Origin of the sequence: Onishia taeanensis (assembly GCF_900100755.1) — a bacterium.
Taxonomy (GTDB): Bacteria; Pseudomonadota; Gammaproteobacteria; order Pseudomonadales; family Halomonadaceae; genus Onishia; species Onishia taeanensis.
Genome location: NZ_FNCI01000001.1, coordinates 129,852 through 151,954 on the forward strand (window position 1 = coordinate 129,852; position 22,103 = coordinate 151,954).

The following is a 22,103-nucleotide window of genomic DNA, read 5'->3' on the forward strand; positions in this document are numbered from 1 at the left end:
TGAAAAACTTTAGGACATTTGCCTAATGTAAACGCTTTGCGTGTTCGACCCCTAGAATCAGGACCGCCAGGCGGCAAGCTCTTCCGGCCCTGGCAAGGCTTGATAGGCGCCAGGGCGAGTGACCGCATGGGCGCCGCAGCGACAGGCGATATCCACGGCGTGGCGCAGCAGGGTTTCCTCGTGCCACCAGTCATTGCCGGTGCCTTGGGCTTGCAGATTCTGCTCGGCAAGGGTGGCTAGCAGTCCGCCAATAAAGGCATCGCCACCGGCAGTCGTGTCCACTGCGGTGACAGAAGGCGGGGTGACCGTGAAACAGTCATTCACCGTGCGTACTTCGACAGCACCGGGTCCATCGGTGATCAAGATGAGCCGCACGCCGGCGCTCAGGCGTTCGGCCAGCCAGTCCTCGACGGGATGATCGCCGCGCAGGTAGTCGAGTTCCTCGCGGGCCAGCTTGACCAGCACTGCGCGATCGATCAGCTGCGTTACCAGGCCGATCTCGGCCTGGCCGGTCGGCCAGAGATTGTGCCGCAGGTTGGCATCGACGCTGACCAGGCTGCCGCTTTTGGCCGCCATGTCGGCGATGCTTAGGGTGGTCTCGGCGATACCGTCTTCGGTCAGGCTGTTACTGCACAGGTGCAGGATCGCTGGCGATTCGAAAACGCCGGCAGGCAGGTGTTCGAGGCGATACAGCAGATCCGCGGCCGGCGGGCGGTAGAAATCGAAGGTGCGCTCGCCTGCGGCGTCGCGGGAGACGAAGGCAAGTGCGGTGCGTGCCTCACGGGTGCGCACCACGCCCGAGGTGTCGACGCCATGGTGCTCGAGCTCTGCGGCCAGGAAGTCGCCGAAGTGGTCGTCGCCGAGCATGCCGAGAAACCGGCTTGGCACGCCCAGGCGTGCGCAGGCCACGGCGACATTGGCCGGCGCACCGCCGGCATAGGGAGTGAAGGTCTCGGGGCCTTGGGTATCGTCGCCAAGACGGCTTGAGAGCATATCGACGAGGGCCTCGCCGAAGGCAATGATGGGCGTCATGAGGAAGTATCCTGCTTAGCCGATGACGGGGTGGTTTTGGCCTTGGCGGTCGCTTTCTTGGCGCCTTCGGCGGCCTTGGCCTTTGCGCCGGCTCCGCTCTGGCGTTCGCCGAAGTGAGCGCGCACCAGGGCCAGCAGCCCCTGGGTCGAGGCATCGAAGTCCTGGCTGTTCTCGTCGATGCGTTCGCTGATTTCGCCGGCGATGCGTTTGCCGAGCTGAACGCCCCACTGGTCGAAGGAGTTGATGTTCCAGATCACGCCCTGCACGAACACCTTGTGTTCGTAGAGCGCAATCAGCGCGCCGAGGTTCTTCGGCGTCAGTTCATCCATCAGTAGGGTGCTCGACGGGCGGTTGCCCGGGCAACTGTAGGGGTCAAGCTGGCTGCTGTCCTGGCTGCCTTCCATGAAGGCATTGGCCTGGGCGAGCATGTTGGTCAGCAGCGCGAAGTGGTGATCCTCGAAGCCGGCTTCAGGCTTCAGCGAGGCGATGAAGTCGATCGGCACGTAGCGCGTGCCCTGATGCAACAGCTGGAAGAAGGCGTGCTGGCCGTTGGAGCCGGTCTCGCCCCAGACGATCGGCCCGGTCTTGTAGTTGACCGGCTGGCCGAAGATATCCACCGATTTGCCGTTGGACTCCATATCCAGTTGCTGCAGGAAGGCGGGCAACTGATGCAGGGCCTGGTCGTAGGGCACGATGGCCTGCGTCTCGGCACCGTGGAAGTTGATGTACCAGATGCCGATCAGCGCCATCAGCACCGGCATGTTTTCGGCGAAGGGGGCCTCGATGAAGTGCTTGTCCATTTCTTGGGCGCCCTCGAGGAGCTCGATGAAGCCCTCGAAGCCGATAGACAGTGCGATGGGCAGGCCGATCGAGGACCACATCGAATAACGTCCGCCGACCCAGGCCCAGAACTCGAAGACGTTTTCTTCGCGAATGCCAAATTCCATCGCCGCCTTGCGGTTGGTCGAAGCCGCGATGAAGTGAGCGCCCACATCGGCGTCTTCACCGGCGCCGTCGAGGAACCAGCGTCTGGCGGTCTTGGCGTTGAGCAGCGTCTCCTGGGTCGAGAACGTCTTGGTCGAGACGATAAACAGGGTGGTCGCCGGGTCGAGGCGCTTCAACACCTTCTGGATATGGGTGCCATCGACGTTGGAAACGAAGTGGAAGTTCAGCTCGGGGTGGCGATGCTTGAGGAGCGCCCGGCAGGCCATGTTGGGACCGAGATCCGAGCCGCCGATGCCGATGTTGACCACGTCCTTGATGCGCTCGCCGCTGTAGCCTTTCCACTCGCCGCTGCGCACCTCTTCCGAGAAGCGCTTGATCTGCTCGCGGGTCTGATGAATTTCCGGCATCACGTTCTTGCCATCCACGTAGACCGGCTCATCGCTCAAGTTGCGCAGGGCGGTATGCAGCACTGGACGGTCTTCGGTGACGTTGATGATGTCGCCGGAGAACATCTGCGCGCGGCGCTGCACCAAGGCGGAATGGTCGGCAAGCTCCAGCAGCGTCTTGAGCACCTCGTCGGATACCTGGTGCTTGGAGTAGTCGAGGAAGAGGCCTCCGACGCGCAGGCTCATCTTTTCGAAGCGCTTCGGGTCAGCGGTGAAGTAGTCGCTGATGCGGTCATTGGCGGTCTGCCGGTGCAGGCGTTCGAGGGCCTGCCAGGTGACGCTGCGGGTCAGTTGGAACATGCCGTCCTCCGGGGTCGTGGGTGGCGTCATTGTTGTGATGTTGGCTTGTTATCAGGGTCGCCGATTGGATGAATCGAGTCACCTGTGGCGTATGCATATGGTCGCCTGGCAGCCGACTGGCGGCTCAGGCGACGCGGTGGCTGCGCGCCTCCTCGAGCAGGGCGAACCAGGTGGGGCGCTCCAGGTTCAGGTTGGCGCCGGTCAGTAATTCTTCGATGCGGCTTGGTCTCAGCGTGCCGATCACCGGCACCGGACGCTGGGGTAGAGCCCTGAGCCAGGCGAGGGCGAGGCCGGCGGAACTAGTCTCGAGCTCTTCGGCGATCCTTGAGAGCGACTCGCCAAGCACGTCCTCGAAGACGATGCCTCCACCCAGTGGCGACCAAGCCATGGGCTGCAGGTTATCGGCGACCAGGGCGTCATAGCGTCCGTCGAACAGCGGGTCGGGATGGGCCAGCGACAGCTGCAGTTGATGGCCGACCAGCTTGTGCTGCATGGCGCGCTGCAGGCGACGCCACTGTTCGGGCAGGAAGTTCGACACGCCGGCGGCGCCGATCTTGCCGGCGTCGATCGCGGCGTCCAGTGCGCGAGCGGTGGCCTCGGCATTCATCAGCGGGTCGGGGCGATGCAGCAAGAAGTGCTCGATGCGTTTGACCCCCAGGCGTTCCAGCGCATCGTCGATGGCCTGGGTGATGTACTCGGGCGAGCTGTCGTAGTGCTTGACGCCCATCGGCGACAGGTCGCGCCCGGGCGTGACGATACTCGCCTTGGTGACGATCTTGACCCGCTTGGCTAGCGCCGGGCGGGCGCGCAGCGCCTGTCCGAACAGGATTTCGCCCTGACGGTCGCCATAGATGTCGGCATGGTCGAACCAGTGGAGTCCCTGGTCGAGGCGCGCCTCGATCCAGTCTGCCATGGCGCCGGGGCGATGCAGCGGCTCGTGTTCATGCAGCCGCATCATGCCTAGCAGGAAAGGGGCATCGCGAAAAAACTCGGTGCTCATCAATCGCTCTCCGCACGTGACAGGGTAGTACCCAGCAGGTGCTGGGCGCCGGGAACCAGCCAAACCGGGTCGAGGCGCGTGAAGGCTGATTCGACGCACAGGAAGTGGCGGCCAGCATCCGCCGAGGTATCGGCCGGCAGATCATCGCCTGGATGCCAGACCACCGTCGAGTCGCTGCCCTGCTTGGCGATGGTGAGCTGGCGCTCGCCGTCATCGAGTACCAGCGGCCGGTTGGAATGATAGATGCGATCCAGCGGCCCGCGGATGCCAAGCTCGCCTTGCTGTTCACGTTCGGCGAAGTCGGCGCGCTTGTCGAGATAGCGTGCGCCCGCCAGGCCAGTCAGGCGGCAGCCCTGTACGTCGGCCACGGCCAGGTAGCTGTGCAGGGCGGCGGTCAGCTTGACCGGCGTTTCACCGACATGCTCGCTGATCAGCTCTACGTGCAGGCGCTTGGCATTGGCCTGGACGACCGCTCGCACCAGCAGCTGAGAGTGCAGCCGCTGGGTGGGCGAGAGGTGCAACTCGACGCCTTCCTCATGTTCGTCCACGGCGTCCAGGTGCCAGTCCGTCAGCCGTGCCGGGCCATGCATGGGGCCTGAACGGTCCGGCGATTCATCGGCGGTATGCTCATCGGCGAACCAGGGCCAGCAAAGCGGAATGCCCCCGCGAATCGCCCCCGGCCGCTGCTGGGGTGTGGGCGTGACCCACAGCCAGCCACCGGGCACTAGGCCGCTGTCATCGGCTTCGGACGCGTTAGAACGCGACGCGGTTGAAGCGCCTGCGGCTTGCCCGGTTTCGGGCTGCTGAGTGGCGGGTGCTTGTCGCGCGGCATCGGGCGCGGTTGACGCGCCTGTGGCTCGCCCGGCTTCGGGCGGCTGAGTGGTGGGTGCTTGTCGCGCGGCATCGGGCGCGGTTAAAAAGTGCAGCACCTGGGCGCCTTGCAGCGATACCACAAGCTCCCCCCAAGGCTCGCGAGCCAGCCACAGGGTGCGCCCCTGCCATTCGGCTTGGCGCTGTCCATGGGTGGCGTCCAGCAGTTCGCGCAGGGACCTTGGAATCATTCGACCTCCTCGTTGTGCAATGCCTCGGCGGCTCCCAGCAGCCCTGTCCAGGGTGCGGTCACCACCCAGCTTGGGATGTCGGCATTGTAAGCGCTCATGCGGCCCTTGTCGGCAAAGGCGGCGCGAAAGCGGCTATCCGGCAGCCAGTCGAGCAGCCTAGGCAGGATGCCGCCGCACAGGTAGACGCCGCCACGGGCGCCGGTGGTCAAGGCCGCATCGCCGCAGACGTCACCGAGGATCTTGAGGAAGCGCTGAACGGTGTCCACGGCGATGGCATCGCCTTCGGCGGCACCGGTCGTGACTTCGGCAGGGCTTTGGTAGCGCGGGTTGGCACCCTTCAATGAGGCATGAGCGCAATACAGATCGAGCAGCCCCTGCCCACAGAGGATGCGTTCCACCGACACCCGGCCATAGCGTGTATGGAAATAGCGCAGCAGGTTCTGCTCCCGCTCGTCGGTGGGGGCGAAGGTCACATGCCCCCCTTCGGTAGGCAGCGGAATCCAGGCGTGCTGGCCGGGGAATACTGCGGCTACCCCGAGGCCGGTGCCGGGGCCGATCACTAGCCGGATGCTGTGTGCCTGAGCCGTGCCGCCGCCCACCGGGACGAGGTCCTCGGCCGCGACATGAGGCACCCCCAGCGCCTGGGCGGTGAAGTCGTTGATGACCTTGAACAGCTCAAGGTTGAGCGTCCGCTGTACCTCGGTCTTCGAAAAGGCCCAAGCATTGTTGGTCATCTTCACCCAGTCGTCGTGCACCGGGCAGGCAAATGCCAGGCAGGCTTCCCTTGGGGCCTGCTCGCCACTCTGTCCGACGCGGGCCAGGTAATCCTCGACGGCATCCACTAGGCTCGGGTAGTCGGCGCAGGGCAGGCTCAGAATGTCCTGGGGGGCGAAACTGCCTGGCGTCACCAGCGCAAAACGCGCATTGGTGCCGCCAATATCACCAATCAGGGCAGGGCGGGTCATGTGTCTGCCTCCGGCGTTCGAAAAAGGGTGCCGCCGTTTGCGGCGACGGCATCCATCAAGGCTGGACGAGTCACTAGGCGTCCTCTTCCTGGATCTGCTGTTGCTGGCGCGCTAGGTCGTCGGCCTCGAAGCCGCCGAAAACGCCTGCGCCTTCTTCGGCGCCCATGGCCAGGTGGCGGAAGCCGGCAAAGAGCTCACGGCCAAGGCCGTAGTGATAGTGATCCAGGTTGGCATCCGCCAGGGGGCGCTTGGCCAGCTCATCGGCTTTTATCAGCACGCTTAGCTCGCCGCGGTTGGCGTCAAGGCGTACTACGTCGCCTTCCTTGAGCTTGGCCAGCGGCCCACCGTCGATGGCTTCCGGGGTCATATGGATGGCCGCCGGCACCTTGCCCGAGGCACCCGACATGCGCCCATCGGTGACCAGGGCGACCTTGAAGCCACGGTCCTGCAGCACGCCGAGGAAAGGCGTGAGCTTGTGCAGCTCCGGCATGCCGTTGGCCTTCGGCCCCTGGAAGCGCACCACGACCACCACGTCGCGGTCGAGTTCGCCGGATTCGAAGGCGGCCTTGAGCTGATTCTGGTCATCGAAGATCCGCACCGGCGCTTCGACCAGCCGGTGCTCGGCTTCCACGGCAGACACCTTGATCACGCCGCGGCCCAGGTTGCCGTCGAGCACGGTCAGGCCGCCGGTCGGGGCGAAGGCCTCGGATACCGGACGCAGCACATCGAGGTCGTGGCTCTCGGTGGGGCCCTCGCGCCAAACGAGCTTGCCGTCCTCGAGGAAGGGCTCCTGGGTGTAGGCGCTCATGTCGCTGCCGAATACGGTGGCGATGTCCTGGTGGATCAGGCCAGCCCCGAGCAGTTCGCGAATCAGTAGGCTCATGCCACCGGCGGCCTGGAAATGATTGATATCGGCCTGCCCGTTGGGATAGATGCGCGTCATGCTGGGCACGACGGCGGAAAGGGCGGTGAAGTCGTCCCAGGTGATGGTCAGGCCCGCCGCCGCGGCCATGGCCACCAGGTGCAGGGTATGGTTGGTCGAGCCGCCGGAGGCCAGCAGGCCGACCATGGCGTTGACAATCGCCTTCTCATCGACTTGCTTGTAGAAGGGACGGTAGTCGCCGCCGGCCTCTGTGTTGCGGATCGTCTGCTCGGCCGCGTAGCGGGTCAGCGCCTCGCGCAGTGCAGTGCCCGGGTTGACGAAGGAAGCGCCGGGCAGGTGAAGCCCCATGATCTCCATCATCAACTGGTTGGAGTTGGCGGTGCCGTAGAAGGTGCAGGTGCCCGGGCCATGGTAGGACTCGGATTCGGCCTCCAAGAGGGCGTCGCGGCCGACCTTGCCTTCGGCAAACAGCTGGCGGATGCGGGCCTTTTCCTTGTTGGGCAGGCCGCTGGTCATCGGGCCTGCCGGCACGAAGGTCGACGGCAGGTGACCGAAGCGCGCGGCGCTGATGAACAGTCCCGGCACGATCTTGTCACATACACCGAGGAAGATGGCGCCGTCGAACATGTTGTGCGACAGCCCCACGGCGGCGGCCATCGCGATCACCTCACGAGAGTAAAGCGATAGCTCCATGCCCGGCTGGCCCTGGGTAACGCCGTCGCACATGGCCGGTACGCCACCGGCAAACTGGGCGGTCGAGCCCATGGCGCGGGCGGCGTCCTTGATGGTTTCCGGGAAGGATTCCAGCGGCTGATGTGCCGACAGCATGTCGTTATATGACGAAATGATGCCGAGGTTGGCACTGTTCATCATCTTGAGCCGGCCCTTGTCGGTTTCACCGCAGGCAGCGAAGCCATGTGCCAGGTTGCCGCAGGATAGCTCGCCGCGATGCACGCCCCGGCCATGCTGGTCGGCCATGCGGCGCTCATAGAGAGCCCGCCGCTCCTGAGAGCGTTCGCGAATACGCTCGGTGACCTGGCGGACGACGTCGTTCAGAGGGGTATCTTGAGTAGCCATGGGCAGCCTCGCTGAGGGGTGGTGGGTGGCAATGTTTGTAAATTTAGCAAAAAATTGCCTTGAATGTCGTCATGCTTTGGGCCAAATTGGGGCACAAATGTAAGATTACTTCACCGGGGGCGCGGCGGAATTTGACCGTCTCTCGTATGCTTCGGGCAATGTTCCTGCATATGACCCTCGATTCCAGCAGACGCCAGTAGAGTCAGTGTGAGGATGCCGTCATGACGTTACGAGTAGCTATCAATGGTTTCGGCCGCATCGGCCGCAATGTGCTGCGCGCACTCTACGAAAACGGTTACAGCGATCGCATCGAGGTCGTTGCCATCAATGATCTGGGTGATCCGTCGCTCAACGCTCACCTTCTCAAGCACGATAGCGTGCATGGGCATTTCCCGCATCAGGTCGAGCACGACGACGAAAGCATCAGCATCGATGGTCAGCGCATCAGCATCTACGCTCAGCGCGATCCGGCTCAGTTGCCGTGGAAATCCCTGAACGTCGATCTGGTCATGGAGTGTACCGGTCTGTTCGTCAAGAAGGCCGATGCCGGCAAGCACCTCGAAGCCGGTGCCGGTCGCGTGCTGATTTCCGCGCCGAGCCCGGATGCCGACGCCACTGTGGTGTTTGGCGTCAACGATGACGTGCTGACCGCCGAACACAAGGTCGTGTCCAACGCCTCCTGCACCACCAACTGCCTGGCGCCGGTGGCCAAGGCCCTGAACGATGCCGTGGGCATCGAGAACGGCCTGATGACCACCGTGCATGCCTATACCAATGACCAGAACCTGTCTGACGTCTACCACAAGGATCCGTACCGGGCGCGCAGCGCAACCCAGTCGATGATTCCGACCAAGACCGGTGCGGCGGCGGCGGTAGGCCTGGTGCTGCCGGAGCTCGAAGGCAAGTTCGATGGCCTGGCGGTGCGCGTGCCGGTGATCAACGTCTCGCTGGTCGACCTGGTGTTCACGGCGAGCCGCGATACCACCAAGGACGAGATCAACGAGATCGTCGCCAAGGCGGCGGAAGGCTCCAAGGTGCTGGCCGTCAATGCCCAGCCGCTGGTGTCGATCGACTTCAATCATGACCCCAATTCCTCCACCTTCGATGCCAACCACACGCGGGTTAACGGTCGCCTGGTCAAGGTAATGGCCTGGTATGACAACGAGTGGGGCTTCTCCAACCGCATGCTGGACACTGCGCTGGCCATGCACGCCGCCTCGTGAGGCGGTAAAGGGTACGGACATCGCGTCATCCTGCGGTTCCGGCGATCTCACGGCTCCGCTCGTGCTCGCAGGCCGGCGGGATGTCCTACTTGCAGCAGAGGGTGCCGAAAGGCACCCTTTTTTGTTGCCTTTCTTCATGACTAGGCGCTAATGGGGTCTCGCACTGGCGGCTTAGCTGCTAAGCTCTTACTTATCAAGCTCAATCATCTTCCTCAGCTTCAGGAAGCCAGTCATCATGGACAAGGCAGTAGCAGACACACATTGCCTCTTGGGGTCACGGCTGCGTGACCCGGACAGCGGGCGCCAGGGGCGCATCGTGGGTATCGATCAGTCCCGCGAGACCCCAGCGCTGCTGGTCAATTGGGGCCAGTCGGGCGTAGAGCGAGTCTCGCTCAGCACCGCCGAACTGTCTGATCTGGTCACGGCGAGCCTTGCCCATGAGCGCAATACGCGGGGAAGCGTCCGCGAAAGCGGTAGCTCTCGCGCGGACGCGGAGAGCGCCGGGTCGGAGCGACAGCCTTCCCGAGGTGCTTCTCAGGCCTCCGGGCGCTCGCGCGCTGCGGGGTCGGTGGGGCGCACGCGAGATGGCGATGCTGCCCCCGGTGTATCATCTTCATCGACGGCCTCCGGCTCGACCGATTATCGCCCTCTGGCGACCGGCAGTGGTGGTCGGCACTGAGGCGACGCGATACCTCGGCCTTTCACTTCTTCAATCGCCACTCCCTTTATTTCTGAGGTCACGATGACCGTTCCTTCCCGGTCCGATCAGACGGGCCTGTCGCTTTCCTGTGTCGATGCCGTGTCTGCTATCCCGCGTGATGACTGGAATGCCCTGGTGGGGGATGATCACCCCTTTCTGCGCCACGAGTTTCTGTGTGCCCTGGAAGCCAGCGGCGCGGTGACGCCGGAGACCGGTTGGGCACCCAGGCACCTGACGCTGTGGCGGAATGGGGCGCTGGTCGGGGTGCTGCCCAGCTATGACAAGGCACACTCCTACGGGGAATACGTCTTCGATTGGGGGTGGGCGGATGCCTGGGAGCGCGCCGGCGGGGCCTACTACCCCAAGGCGTTGTCGGCCATTCCCTTTACACCGGCTCCGGGCCCCCGGCTAGCCCTGGCAGCGGGCGAGGATCGACAGGCGGCCATGCAGCTGCTGGCGAGTAGTTGGGAGGGCCGTGATATGCTTTCCTGGCATCTGCTGTTCGCCGAAGATGCCGAAGTCGATGACTGGTGCGCCGCTCGTCCCGAGCTCATCGAGCGGCGTGGCGTGCAGTTCCAGTGGCAGGATGCGGGCTACCGGGACTTCAACGGCTTTCTTGCGGCCATGACGTCGCGCCGGCGCAAGGAAATTCGCCGCGAGCGGCGCATCGTCGCCGATCAGGGGCTGAGTCTGCATCGCCTGGAAGGCGAGGCCATCGATGCGCACGCCCTCGAGCACTTTTACCGCTGCTATCAAATGACCTATCTGGAGCGAGGCCGGCAGGGCTATCTAAATGCGGACTTCTTCCAGCGCCTGCGGGAAAGCATGCCTGAGGCACTGGTGCTGATCCAAGCCCGGCTAGAAGGCAAGCCGGTGGCGGCGGCACTGTGCCTGCAGGGGCGTCATACCCTCTACGGGCGCTACTGGGGCAGTGAGGTCATGGCGGATTGCTTGCACTTCGAAGCCTGCTACTACCAGGGCATCGAGCATTGCCTGGAACGAGGGCTCAGTCGCTTCGACCCCGGTACTCAAGGTGAGCACAAGCTGACCCGAGGCTTCGCCCCCCGCCAGTTGCGCTCGCTGCACTACATTGCCGACCCTCGCCTGCATGACGCCGTGGCTCGCTTCTGCCACGAGGAAGCGGCTCAGGTCGAGGCCTACTGCCAGCAGGCCGAGGCGGCGCTTCCGTTCAAGCATTGATCTTATTGGGCGGGCGGCGCCGCTCGCCGCTGGTCAGGAGATGATGGCATAATGCGTGCCATCGAACCCTCCTGACAGGACCCTTCATGCTCAAGTGGTTGGCCATCGTGCTGGTTGCCCTGATGATGCTGCTGCAGTACCGACTGTGGTTCGGCGAAGGCGGGCTCAAGGAATATTCCCAGATCCGGGCTCGCGCCGATGCCATGGAAGAGCAGAACCAGCCGATGCGCGCGCGTAACGAGCGGCTTGCCGCCGAGGTGGTCGACCTCAAGAAGGGGTTGGACGCCATCGAAGAGCGAGCGCGTAGCGATATCGGTATGGTGCGTCGCGACGAGCAGTTCTACTGGGTGCCGGACGTCAATGCCGGCGGGGAGCAGCCATGAGCCGCCTGTGGTTGATCGTGCCGGCTGCCGGCCAGGGAAGGCGCATGGGGGCCGACCGCCCCAAGCAGTATCTGGAGCTAGACGGTCGTCCGGTATTGGCGCATACCCTGTCACGCCTGTATCAGGCCTTTCCAGAGGCCGGTCTCTGCCTTTGCCTGGATGACGATGACCGCTGGTTCGATCCGGCCTGGGTGCCCTTTGCCGACTGGCTGCGCAGCTCTGGTGGCATAGAACGGGCCGATACCGTGAGCCTGGCCCTTGCCAGGCTCGGTGATCAGGCCGGTGACGATGACCTGGTACTGGTTCATGACGTGGCCAGGCCCTGTGTGTCCCTCGATGACCTGACCCGATTAAGGGCGGCTCTCGAGCAAGAGCCGGCCGGTGCGCTGCTGGCGACGCCGGTGGCCGACACCATGAAGCGCGCCGACGCTGCCGGGCGGATTGCCACCACCGAGCCGCGCAGCGGCCTGTGGCACGCCCAGACGCCCCAGGGCTTTCGCGTCGGCCTGCTGAGAAAAGCCCTCGAGGCTGCTCGCTTGCGGGGCGTGACTGTCACCGACGAGGCCTCCGCCGTCGAAGCGCTGGGGCTCGCACCGCGTCTGGTCATGGGCCGTCGCGATAACTTCAAGATCACTCATCCCGAAGACCTGGCACTGGCGGCTCATGTACTGGCCGCTCAGGCCGCGTCTTCGCAAGCTTTCGGGAATAGCATCACATGACGCTGCGAATCGGCCACGGTTTCGACGTTCATCGCTTCGGCGAGGGCGACCACCTGATGCTCGGCGGAGTGCGAGTCCCCTTCGAACACGGCTTCGTTGCCCACTCCGACGGCGACGTGCTGCTGCATGCGGTTTGCGATGCCCTGCTCGGCGCCTGTGCCCTTGGCGATATCGGCCGCCACTTCCCCGATACCGACCCGGCCTGGTCTGGGGCCGATAGCCGCGCGCTGCTGCGCCATGTCACGACCCTGGTGCAGGGCAAGGACCTCAAGGTCGGCAATCTGGACGTCACGCTAATCGCCCAGGCGCCGAAGATGGCGCCTCATCTGGCGGCCATGATCGACCACCTGGCTGCCGATCTCGACGTGGCGCCCGATGCCGTCAACGTCAAGGCTACGACCACGGAAAGGCTTGGCTTCACCGGGCGCGGCGAGGGTATCGCCGCCGAGGCGGTGGTGTTGCTCGAGGCCTGCCCAGCGTCCGGGGTCCGCCATGATGGTTGAAGCGACACCCTGGCCCCCGGCCTGGCCGCGAGCGCTGAGCTCGGCACCTGACACGCTGCCGGCCGGCGATTATCGCGCCGTACCCGAGGATTTCGTGGTCGAGGAATGCCTGGGGTTCAGCCCGGAAGGCGAGGGCGAGCACCTCTGGCTGTGGATCGAAAAACGCGCCCTGACGACTCACGAGCTGGCGCGGCTATTGGCCAAGCTGTGCGGCGTGAAGGAGCGCGATATCGGCTACGCCGGCATGAAGGACCGCCAGGCGGTGACGCGCCAGTGGTTCTCGGTGCATTTGCCTGGCCGTGAAGCTCCCGAGGGCATCCAGGCGGCGCTGGATACCCGCTTTGCAAGCGACGATGAGCGCTCGGTGCGCCTGCTCGATCGGGCCCGCCATTCACGCAAACTCAAGCGGGGCGTGCATCGGGGCAACCGTTTCCTGCTCCGCCTGAGTGGCGATGTCGTCGATGACCCAGCGCTCGAATCGCGCTGGCAGGGGCTGATCGACGGCGGAGTGCCCAACTATTTCGGCCCGCAGCGCTTCGGTCCCGAGGGACGCAACCTGGCCCGAGCGCGGGCGTTGCTGGCGCGGGGCTGGCGCAAGCGGGACGACCGCCAGGGCATGCTACTGTCGGCCGCCCGCAGCTATCTGTTCAACCAGCTCCTGGCCGCGCGCATCCTGGATAATAGCTGGGCCACGCCGCTGCAGGGCGAGCTTGTCATGCTCGAGGGCACCGCCAGCCAGTTTCTGGCTGAGGACGTCGACGATGCATTGCGGGAGCGGGCCGCGCGTCTGGATGTGCATCCCAGCGGCGTGCTGTGGGGGGCTGGTCGCCTAGCCAGCCAGGACCAGGCGGCAAAGCGGGAGCAGGCAATGATTGCAGCGGAGCCGGAGCTTGCTGCCGGGCTCGAGGCGGCCGAGGTGCGCATGGGGCGTCGCCCGCTGCGCCTGTGTCTCGACGAGCCGCGCCTGACGCGGGACGGCCATGCGCTTCGGCTGGCTTTCGGCCTGCCGCGGGGCGCCTTCGCCACGGCGGTGCTTCGCGAATTGATGACACACCCGACGCTTTAGGGTGGGCCAAGGATAGGAGCGGCTGTCTAGCGGCTGCTCTCTCGCCGGCGATCGCCGGTCAGATGATGGTAAGGCAAGGAGATCGGATGCATCGTTTGTTGCTGTCCAATGATGATGGCGTCCATGCCCCGGGGCTTCGGGCGCTGTATGACGCCCTGAGTGATCATGCCCACCTGCGGGTGGTGGCGCCTGATCGTGACAAGAGTGGGGCGAGTAATTCGTTGACCCTGAGTCGGCCACTGATGCTATCGGGGCTGGATAACGGCTTCTATAGCGTCGATGGCACGCCGGCCGACTGCGTCTACCTTGGCGTCAATGGCGTCTGGGACGAGCGTCCGGATCTGGTCATTTCCGGCATCAACCATGGCGCCAATCTGGGCGATGATGTCCTCTACTCCGGTACCGTGGCCGCGGCCATGGAGGGGCGCAACCTGGGCATGTCGGCGATCGCCATGTCGCTGGTCGGTCAGCGCTATTTCGAGACCGCTGGGCGGGTGGCGGCAAGCCTGGTCGGCGCCGCTTCCTCCCTGTCACTACCGCCCCGCAGCCTGCTCAACGTCAATGTGCCGGACCTGCCCTGGGAGCAGATCCGTGGCTTCAAGGTCACCAGGATGGGATATCGTGGTCCCGCCGCCAAGCCGATGAAAGTGCTCGACCCGCGCGGTCGCGAGCGTTACTGGATCGCCGCCGTTGGCGAGAATGCCGACGATGGCCCGGATACCGACTTCGCTGCCGTGGAGGCCGGATTCGTGTCGATCACGCCATTGCAGACCGATCTAACGCGCCATGCGGCGCTGGGAGACGTTCAGGGGTGGCTGGATGCCTTTGCGTGAGTTGAAAGATCCGGCCTTGCTCGGGGTCGGCATGACCTCTCAGCGCACCCGGGATCGTATGGCCGGGCGCCTGGAAGAGGCCGGCATCACCGATGAGCGTGTGCTGGATACGCTGCGCCGGGAGCCACGTCACCTGTTTCTCGACGAGGCGCTGTCGCACCGCGCCTACGAGGACAGCTCCCTGCCCATCGGCCATGGTCAGACCCTGTCTCAGCCGTGGATCGTCGCGCGGATGAGCGAGCTGGTGGTGGCCGAAGCACCGCAGCGCGTGCTCGAGGTTGGCACCGGCTCAGGCTATCAGACCCTGGTTCTCTCGCGGTTGGTGCCGCGGGTGTTCTCCGTCGAGCGTATCGCCGCCCTCAAGGAGCGGGCCGCAGAGCGACTTCGTCGTCTGTCGGCGCATAATGTCACGCTGCGCCTGGCCGACGGCGGGCACGGCTGGCGAGAGGCCGGGCCCTTCGACGTGATCCTGCTGACAGCCTGCGCCAGCGAGCTGCCATCGGCGTTGCTCGATCAACTGGCGGACGGCGGTGTCCTGATTACGCCCCTCGAGGATGATACCGGCCAGCAATGGCTGACCCGAGTGCGCCGACAGGGGCAGCATTTTGAATATCAGCGGCTGGAGCCCGTGCGCTTCGTGCCGCTCTTACAGGGAGTCATACGTTGAAGCGGTCCTATTCAGTTTTCCTAAAGGGTGCCGGCATGGGGGCCGCCGATGCGGTGCCTGGAGTCTCCGGCGGCACCATCGCCTTTATCACCGGCATCTATGAGGAATTGATCAATTCCATCAAGAATTTCGGGCCCAGTGTCTGGGGCGCCTGGCGGCGTGGTGGCCTCAAGGGGGCGGCGGTTCATCTCAATCTTGGTTTCGTGATTCCACTGGTCCTGGGGATCGGCGTCAGCCTGGTGAGCGTGGCGCACCTGGTGACCTACCTGCTCGACAATCAGCGCTTGCTGCTCGATGCCTTCTTCTTTGGCCTGGTCGCCGCCTCGGCCTGGATGGTGAGCCGTCGCCTGACCGACTGGCGAATCTGGCATGTGCTGCCATTGGTGGCAGGCCTCTTGCTGGCGGACGGCCTGCCAGCGCTGATGCCGCTGGTCAGCGGTTTGGGCAGCGAGGGCTTAATGTTTGCCGTAGCGGGGGCGATCGCCATCAGTGCCATGCTCCTGCCGGGCATTTCGGGAAGTTTTCTGCTGCTGACCATGGGGCTCTATAGCAACGTGATGGAGGGTATCAAGTCCTTCGACGTGGTGCTGATGGCGCAGTTCGGGTTGGGCTGTTTGGTGGGGCTGATGACCTTCTCCCGGCTGCTTTCCTGGTTGCTTTCGCGTTTCCATACCGGGACCCTGCAACTGCTGATCGGTTTTATTCTCGGCTCCTTGCCTTTGCTATGGCCATGGCGGGAGTTGGTCAGCTACCGTTTGGGGCCCGATGCGCAGATCATTCCCATGGAATACCGATATCTGCTACCCAATGACTATGCCCAGCTGACAGGTGATCCGTCGGCTCTATTACCGGCCGTGGCGTTGATGCTGGGCGGCCTGATTCTGGTGTTGGCGGTGGGGCGTTTCGCGTCGCCGGCCGGCAGCCACTGACAAGGAGGAAGTTTGTGATGCGCAAGGCTCTGTTGGCCTCTGCCGTGACGTTGTCCCTGGCCGCCTGTGCGGCCCAGCCCCCGGAGGGGGCGAATGGCGTACAGGTTCAGGATCTCTCGCTGACCCGTAAGCAGGCGACTACCGGCACCTATACCGTTGAACCCGGCGATACCCTTTATGGCATCGCCTGGCGTTACGAGATGGATTTTCGCGATCTGGCCCAGCGCAACGGCATTACGCCGCCTTATCGCATTCAACCTGGCCAGCAATTGAGCCTGTCAGGCAGCCAAGGCAACAATCTGCAGGGGGCGGCCATCGCTCAGGCCGAAACCGCAGGTGGGGCCCAGGCCAGCCCGGCTGGCAGTGGCGGCGGTGAAAGCCCGGATTGGCTGGCGCCGGATACCTCGGCCATCGAACGTAATCGCCGGCTGACCTCCGCGCCGCTATCCGACGCTTCGGGTGAGCAGGCCGGTCAGCAGTCCCAGGCGTCAGCGGCCGATAGTGGCCAAGGAATTGATCAAGGCAGCGCAGTGGCAGCTGAGGGCGAGCAAGGCCCTGGCCCCGTCTACAACTACGAAAGCCCAGGCGCCGATGGTGAACTTAGCGCTGCCGATCGCGCCGAGCGGCAGGCCCGTGAGAAGGCAGAGGCCGCTGAACAGCAGCAAGCTGCCAGCACCGCGGAGACCGAAACGCAAACGGCTTCAACCCAGTCTGCCCAGCAAAGCCAGTCGTCACAGCAAAGCCAGCCTTCATCTCAGCAGGCTGACGCCGGTGCCGCAGTGGCCGGGGAAAGTGAGCCGGCTTCCGAGCGGCGCACCTATCAGCCCGTCGACGAGGTGCCTTGGCAGTGGCCCGCCGACGGCGAGGTGATCAATGGCTTCGGCGAAGGATCGAGCATTACGGCAGGCATTGATATCGCAGGTCAAAAGGGTCAATCTGTCAAGGCGGCTGGCCCAGGAATTGTGGTCTACGCAGGAAATGGCGTACGGGGGTACGGCAACCTGATCCTGCTCAAGCACAATAATCAGTTCCTCAGTGCCTATGCCCACAATGATAGCCTGCAGGTGAAGGAAAACGACGTGGTCGAAGCCGGTGAAGTGATCGCCACCATGGGCGACACCGATGCCGATACCGTCAAACTGCACTTCGAGGTGCGCAAGGATGGGCAGCCCAAGGATCCCCTAGACTTCCTTCCTGGGCGGTGACCCGCAGCGCTTGACGCAGGCGCAAGCCTACGACAGAAGCTTAATGGTCAGGTCTTCGCTATCGCAGTATAAGTGCTTGGGGCGGCCTGGCCATGGCTAAGAAGATAGTGGGGTAGCGAGATGAGCATGCTTGAACGGGATATTCAGGATGTCGAGATAGAGGATGTCGACACGACAGTTGACGATGAAGTCGAAGAGGCACAAGAGAAAGATGAACGGGCGTTCGAGAAGGCCCTGAATCGGGAAGAGAACACCTATCATCATAGTCTCGATGCTACTCAGATCTATCTCAACGAAATCGGTTTCTCGCCGCTGCTGAGTCCCGAAGAAGAAGTGCATTTTGGTCGTCTCGCCCAAGCCGGCGACCCTGCCGGCCGCTCGCGGATGATCGAGTCCAATCTACGGCTCGTGGTCAAGATCGCCAGGCGCTACCTGAACCGGGGGCTATCGCTGCTTGACCTGATCGAGGAGGGCAATCTGGGCCTCATCCGTGCCGTGGAAAAATTCGATCCCGAACGTGGTTTTCGCTTCTCCACTTACGCGACCTGGTGGATTCGTCAGACCATCGAGCGGGCGCTGATGAATCAGACGCGCACCATTCGACTCCCGATTCACGTGGTCAAGGAACTCAATATCTATCTGCGTGCAGCCCGTGAGCTGACCCAGAAACTCGATCACGAGGCCACCGCCGAGGAGATCGCCGACTTCCTCGACAAGCCGGTGGCGACGGTCAAGAAGATGATGGGGCTCAATGAGCGGGTGTCTTCGGTGGATTATCCGATGGGCGGCGAGAGCGACAAGCCGCTGATCGAGACCCTGGCCGATGACAATGATCATGGCCCCGAGTCCTCGTTGGTCGATGGCGATGTCAAACAGCACGTGGACGATTGGCTGGCCGAACTCACCGAGAAGCAGATGGAAGTCGTGGTCAGGCGCTTTGGCCTGCGCGGCCATGAGGCGGCAACGCTCGAAGAGGTCGGTGAAGAAATTGGCCTGACCCGTGAGCGGGTTCGTCAGATTCAAGTCGAGGCGCTAAAGAAGCTGCGACGTGTCCTCGAAAAGCAGGGACTATCGCTGGACGCCATCTTCGAGTGACCTTGCCATTATCCGCCGCGATGCCCGCATCGCGGCGTTTTCGTATCTGCTAAGTCTTCCCCATCTGAGGGCGCATGATCCTATCGCCGTTATTGCTGGCAATCCCTTGCCAAGCACTCTCCTGACTCACTCTTTGTCCATTACCGCGCGGTTTTTGGGGTTGCCATGGTGGCTGAACGCCCCGGTGCAATATCTTTGGGCTAATGGTCTGTAATGGCGTTATTTAGTGGTTTTTTTAAGTGTTTTTAGAGCTAAAAATGGTCAAAAAATCCGTGAAAAAGCCTGCTGGATGACAAATAATCTTAGCCTCTTTTTTTGTCCTCTCTTACCTGGCCGGAGACCCCCATGGCTCGCCCCCTGATCGCCGACATCGACCTCAATGCCTTGCGTCATAACTATTGCCTGGCAAGAGACCTGGCGCCGCATAGCCAGTCGGTGGCGGTACTCAAGGCCGACGCCTACGGCCACGGTGCCGTGGCCTGTGCGCGGGCGCTCGAGGATCTGGCGCCGGCCTTCGCGGTGGCCTGCCTCGAAGAGGCGGAAACGCTGCGCGCGGCGGGGATCGAGGCGCCGATCGTGCTGCTCGAGGGCATCTTCGAGGCGCCGGAGCTTGAGCGAGTGGATGCCCTCGGCCTGTGGGTGGCGGTGCATAGCGAATGGCAGATCGAAGCGCTGCTTTCGTTCACGCCTCGTCGCCCCATTCCTGTATGGCTAAAGGTCGACTCCGGTATGCACCGCCTGGGCTTTCCCCCGGCTCAGGCCGCCGATATCTGGGCGCGCCTGCAGGCGGCGCCCGACCATGTCGCCGACCTTCATCTGATGAGCCATTTCGCTACCGCCGACGCTCTCGAGCCGGGCTATTTCCGCCGCCAGCTCGATTTGCTCAATGCGCTGGCTAAGTCCCTCGATGCGCCGACCTGTCTGGCCAACTCGCCTGCCACCCTGGCTTGGCCCGAGGCCCATGGTGCCTGGAATCGCCCCGGAGTGATGCTCTATGGAAGCGATCCCCTGGAGGGCGCCAATGACGCCAGCCGTTCTCTGGTGCCGGTGATGACGCTGCGTTCCGAGATCATCGCCGTGCGTGAGATCGATGCCGGCGAGCCGGTGGGCTATGGCGGGCGTTTCAAGGCGCCGCGCCCGACTCGCATCGGCGTGGTGGCCTGTGGCTATGGCGATGGCTATGATCGCCATGCGGTGGATGGCACCCCGTTACTGGTGGACGGCCAGCGTGTGGGGCTGGCCGGCAAGGTGTCGATGGATATGCTGATCGTGGATATCACCGATCTCCCGTCTGCCGGTATCGGCAGCGAGGTGGTGCTATGGGGCCAAGCGGCCAACGGTGAGGTGCTATCGGTGGATGAGGTCGCCCGTTACTGCGATACCATCAGCTATACGCTGCTTACCGGGGTGCTGCCGCGGGCGCCGAGGCGGTATCATGGTGGCTGATCCGCCCCTGAACTAGAGAAATGCATGTCACAGGACGACACCAAAACCGATACCAAGACCGGCACCCAGGCCTCCTTCGCCCATCCTCGCTACTGGCCGACCTGGCTGTCGATTGGGCTGATGCGCCTGATCGCCTGGCTGCCCTGGTGCCTGAAGCTCGCCATCGGTCGCCTGATCGGTCTCTTGGCCTGGCGTTTTGCCAAGCGCCGTCGGCACATCACCGAGACCAACATCCGGCTGTGCTTTCCCGAGCGGGATGAAAAGGCCCAGGCTCGTCTGGTGCGCGAGGCCTTCATCGCCAATGGCATGGGGCTGGTCGAGACCGCCACCGGCTGGTGCCGAGACCCGGAGCATCTTCGCCACCGCGTCACCTTCAAGGGCCAAGAGCACATGGTGCGTGCACAGGCCCAGGGCAAGGGAGTGCTGATTATCGGCGTGCATTTCTCGACCCTGGACCTGGGCGGGGCTTTGCACTCACTGTTCTTCCCTGCCGATGTGGTCTATCGCCCGCATGACAATCCGCTATTCGAACGTTTCATGACCAAGGCGCGCAACCGGATCTTCGGCCGAGCCATCGATCGACACGACCTGCGTGGCGTGGTGCGCCGGATCAAGGCCGGGAACAACGTCTGGTATTCGCCGGACCAGGATTTCGGGCGTGACGCCAGTGTCTTCGCGCCCTTCTTCGGTATCAATGCGGCGACCATCAAGCTCACCGCCAAGATCGCACGCATGACCGGGGCGCCGGTCATGCCGCTGATTTTCCATCGCAACCCCGACAACCGCACCTACACCCTCGAATACCTGCCGGCATTGGAGAACTTCCCGAGCGGCGACGAGGTGGCCGACGCCACCCAGGTCAATGCCGTCATCGAGGCGGCGATCCGCCGCCATCCCGAGCAGTATCTGTGGCTGCATCGTCGCTTCAAGACGCGCCCACGGGGCGAGGCGGGCTTCTACTGAGCGTTTGGTGGCTCAGCTGATGGCGTGAGTCATGCACTCCCTTGACTCATGCCCACCGCTGGATGCCGCCAGAGGCGTCTCAAGACGGCGTTACCGGTTTCTCCTTGGGCGTTGGCAGTTCGGCGGGAAGCGACAGGCGGTGCTCGCCGCTGGCCAGCCGCTCGCCGATAAATTGCCGATCCAGGATATGAGTGTCGCGCTCGGCAAGGGTGGCAATCACCCGCTCGGCATGGCGTTGGATGGTGGTGAGCTCGGCGTCTTCCGCGAACAGCGACAGTGTCTTCAGCGACTTGAGCAGCGCCAGGCCGATGCTTACATCGTCCTTGCCGTAGTGCAGGATCGGGTTGACCAGCCGGTAAAGCAGGCTGTCGAAGCGTTCGGTCTTCCAGACCACGCGCCGCTTTCCCTGCTGGTCGGTAAAGGTGTTGCAAGGATGAAACTGCAGGCGTCGGCACAGCAACTCGGTTAGCTGATGCAGGCAGAGTCGTGCCGTACCCGGGTCATTGATGCCTGGCGACAGCGCTTTGACGGCGACTTCCATCAGCTGCGTCATGCCGTTGACATAGAGATCCTCGGCGACTTCTCCCTCCACGTAGACCAGCAGCCCCAGCGCCGATGCCTCGAAGCGCTCACCGGGCGCCTCTGCGGCCTCGATCGTGAACAGGGGAAAGCCTTCCACCGTGTAGTCACCGAAGCTGAAGTTCAAATGCACCACCACATCGGCCTCGATGGCCAGGCGTGCCAACGCCTCGATATCGGCGTTCTGGATGTAGCCGCTGCGGCGGGCCTTGATCCGCGGCCAATGAGCTTGCAGCGGCTGTGATGACGGCCGGTGACACCAGCCTGGACGTTGCTGACGCGTCTCTAGCTTGGCCAGCGACTTGCGGGTGGCCTGGTGCAGGCCGCTATTCACGGCATTGATCTGCACGGATTGCGAGGCGTTATGAATGAAGTAGACGAAAAGCGCCAAGCAGTGGGTGACCATGGCCACGCCCAGGTAGGTGCTCAGCGAACGCCAGGTGCTGGGTACATCACCGCTCACGGGGACCATCAACAGCATAAGGATGAACAGGATGGTGCCGAGGTAGTGGCCGAGCACCCGCTGATGGTGACGTTCGGTGATCAGCCCGAAGACCAGCTTGTGAGAAAAGTTGCCGCCGGCCTGGGTCAGCACCGACATCACCATGGAAAAGCTGAACACGGTCAGCGAGATCATGGCGGCAATCAGCGTCGACAGCAGAGTGCGCGGCGTTTCTATATCGGCGAAGCGAATGCCTGCCAGAAGGCCCGGTAGCGGCAAGCGCTCGCCCAGCGGAAGAACGGCCAGAAGTCCTAGCACCAGGTAGAGCATGGCCAGCAGGGTCGGCAGAAAGGCAATGCTCTGTCGGAAGCTCAGAACGCGATTGATAAGCCAGCGCATGGGGGTCGTCATGAACACATCCCTATGAAGATCATGCTTGAG

Annotated in this window: 21 protein-coding genes; 14 read left to right on the forward strand and 7 right to left on the reverse strand. The window is 63.6% G+C overall.

What is annotated here, in order from left to right; all coding sequences use genetic code 11:
- Positions 1 to 57 precede the first annotated feature (57 nt).
- The 6 genes from BLR71_RS00555 to edd all read right to left on the reverse strand — a co-directional run bounded on the left by BLR71_RS00555 (position 58) and on the right by edd (position 7,709).
- Positions 58 to 1,032: a carbohydrate kinase family protein gene (locus BLR71_RS00555; protein WP_092522039.1), complete on the reverse strand. Its 975-nt coding sequence runs from the start codon at positions 1,030 to 1,032 to the stop codon at positions 58 to 60.
- Positions 1,029 to 2,723 (reverse strand): glucose-6-phosphate isomerase, encoded by a 1,695-nt coding sequence (pgi, locus tag BLR71_RS00560; RefSeq protein ID WP_092522041.1) that lies wholly within the window; start codon positions 2,721 to 2,723, stop codon positions 1,029 to 1,031. Before pgi ends, BLR71_RS00555 begins: the two co-directional genes overlap by 4 nt.
- Positions 2,724 to 2,847: 124 nt before the next feature.
- Positions 2,848 to 3,723: an aldo/keto reductase gene (locus BLR71_RS00565; protein WP_092522043.1), complete on the reverse strand. Its 876-nt coding sequence runs from the start codon at positions 3,721 to 3,723 to the stop codon at positions 2,848 to 2,850.
- Complete coding sequence (locus tag BLR71_RS00570) at positions 3,723 to 4,784, reverse strand: aldose epimerase family protein (RefSeq protein ID WP_245696298.1); 1,062 nt, start codon at positions 4,782 to 4,784, stop codon at positions 3,723 to 3,725. Before BLR71_RS00570 ends, BLR71_RS00565 begins: the two co-directional genes overlap by 1 nt.
- Positions 4,781 to 5,749, reverse strand: a complete 969-nt coding sequence (gene glk, locus BLR71_RS00575; protein ID WP_092522045.1) for a glucokinase — start codon at positions 5,747 to 5,749, stop codon at positions 4,781 to 4,783. Before glk ends, BLR71_RS00570 begins: the two co-directional genes overlap by 4 nt.
- Positions 5,750 to 5,822: 73 nt before the next feature.
- On the reverse strand, positions 5,823 to 7,709 hold the full coding sequence (edd, locus tag BLR71_RS00580; protein WP_092522047.1) for a phosphogluconate dehydratase: 1,887 nt from the start codon (positions 7,707 to 7,709) through the stop codon (positions 5,823 to 5,825).
- Positions 7,710 to 7,930: 221 nt separating this feature from the next.
- Here edd and gap point away from each other — a divergent pair, with 221 nt between their 5' ends.
- The 14 genes from gap to lpxL all read left to right on the forward strand — a co-directional run bounded on the left by gap (position 7,931) and on the right by lpxL (position 20,641).
- Positions 7,931 to 8,932, forward strand: coding sequence for a type I glyceraldehyde-3-phosphate dehydrogenase (gap, locus tag BLR71_RS00585; protein WP_092522049.1), 1,002 nt, complete (start codon positions 7,931 to 7,933; stop codon positions 8,930 to 8,932).
- A 235-nt stretch (positions 8,933 to 9,167) separates the two neighbouring features.
- Entirely contained in the window at positions 9,168 to 9,611 is a 444-nt protein-coding gene (locus tag BLR71_RS17335) for a hypothetical protein (RefSeq protein WP_139172497.1), read from the forward strand.
- A 63-nt stretch (positions 9,612 to 9,674) separates the two neighbouring features.
- Positions 9,675 to 10,832 carry a GNAT family N-acetyltransferase gene (locus BLR71_RS00590; RefSeq protein WP_092522051.1) on the forward strand — a complete coding sequence of 386 codons (1,158 nt, stop codon included), beginning with the start codon at positions 9,675 to 9,677 and terminating at the stop codon, positions 10,830 to 10,832.
- An 86-nt stretch (positions 10,833 to 10,918) separates the two neighbouring features.
- Positions 10,919 to 11,215, forward strand: a complete 297-nt coding sequence (ftsB, locus tag BLR71_RS00595; RefSeq protein ID WP_092522053.1) for a cell division protein FtsB — start codon at positions 10,919 to 10,921, stop codon at positions 11,213 to 11,215.
- Entirely contained in the window at positions 11,212 to 11,934 is a 723-nt protein-coding gene (ispD, locus tag BLR71_RS00600; RefSeq protein WP_092522055.1) for a 2-C-methyl-D-erythritol 4-phosphate cytidylyltransferase, read from the forward strand. Before ftsB ends, ispD begins: the two co-directional genes overlap by 4 nt.
- A 2-nt stretch (positions 11,935 to 11,936) precedes the next feature.
- Entirely contained in the window at positions 11,937 to 12,437 is a 501-nt protein-coding gene (gene ispF, locus BLR71_RS00605; RefSeq protein WP_092522770.1) for a 2-C-methyl-D-erythritol 2,4-cyclodiphosphate synthase, read from the forward strand.
- Positions 12,430 to 13,503, forward strand: coding sequence for a tRNA pseudouridine(13) synthase TruD (gene truD, locus BLR71_RS00610; RefSeq protein ID WP_092522772.1), 1,074 nt, complete (start codon positions 12,430 to 12,432; stop codon positions 13,501 to 13,503). The genes ispF and truD overlap by 8 nt, the downstream gene beginning before the upstream one ends.
- 86 nt (positions 13,504 to 13,589) lie before the next feature.
- On the forward strand, positions 13,590 to 14,336 hold the full coding sequence (gene surE / locus BLR71_RS00615; protein WP_092522057.1) for a 5'/3'-nucleotidase SurE: 747 nt from the start codon (positions 13,590 to 13,592) through the stop codon (positions 14,334 to 14,336).
- On the forward strand, positions 14,323 to 15,003 hold the full coding sequence (locus BLR71_RS00620; protein ID WP_092522059.1) for a protein-L-isoaspartate(D-aspartate) O-methyltransferase: 681 nt from the start codon (positions 14,323 to 14,325) through the stop codon (positions 15,001 to 15,003). Before surE ends, BLR71_RS00620 begins: the two co-directional genes overlap by 14 nt.
- Complete coding sequence (locus BLR71_RS00625; RefSeq protein WP_175491587.1) at positions 15,000 to 15,932, forward strand: DUF368 domain-containing protein; 933 nt, start codon at positions 15,000 to 15,002, stop codon at positions 15,930 to 15,932. The genes BLR71_RS00620 and BLR71_RS00625 overlap by 4 nt, the downstream gene beginning before the upstream one ends.
- Positions 15,933 to 15,949: 17 nt before the next feature.
- Positions 15,950 to 17,137, forward strand: coding sequence for a peptidoglycan DD-metalloendopeptidase family protein (locus BLR71_RS00630; protein ID WP_092522063.1), 1,188 nt, complete (start codon positions 15,950 to 15,952; stop codon positions 17,135 to 17,137).
- Between the two features lie 120 nt (positions 17,138 to 17,257).
- Entirely contained in the window at positions 17,258 to 18,232 is a 975-nt protein-coding gene (rpoS, locus tag BLR71_RS00635; protein ID WP_092522065.1) for an RNA polymerase sigma factor RpoS, read from the forward strand.
- A gap of 345 nt (positions 18,233 to 18,577) precedes the next feature.
- A complete protein-coding gene (alr, locus tag BLR71_RS00640; protein ID WP_092522067.1) occupies positions 18,578 to 19,678 on the forward strand; it encodes an alanine racemase in 1,101 nt (366 codons plus the stop codon).
- 24 nt (positions 19,679 to 19,702) lie between these two features.
- Positions 19,703 to 20,641, forward strand: a complete 939-nt coding sequence (gene lpxL, locus BLR71_RS00645) for an LpxL/LpxP family Kdo(2)-lipid IV(A) lauroyl/palmitoleoyl acyltransferase (protein WP_092522069.1) — start codon at positions 19,703 to 19,705, stop codon at positions 20,639 to 20,641.
- 79 nt (positions 20,642 to 20,720) lie between these two features.
- Here lpxL and BLR71_RS00650 read toward each other — a convergent pair whose 3' ends face one another.
- A complete protein-coding gene (locus BLR71_RS00650; RefSeq protein WP_092522071.1) occupies positions 20,721 to 22,073 on the reverse strand; it encodes a DUF2254 domain-containing protein in 1,353 nt (450 codons plus the stop codon).
- Between the last annotated feature and the right edge of the window lie 30 nt (positions 22,074 to 22,103).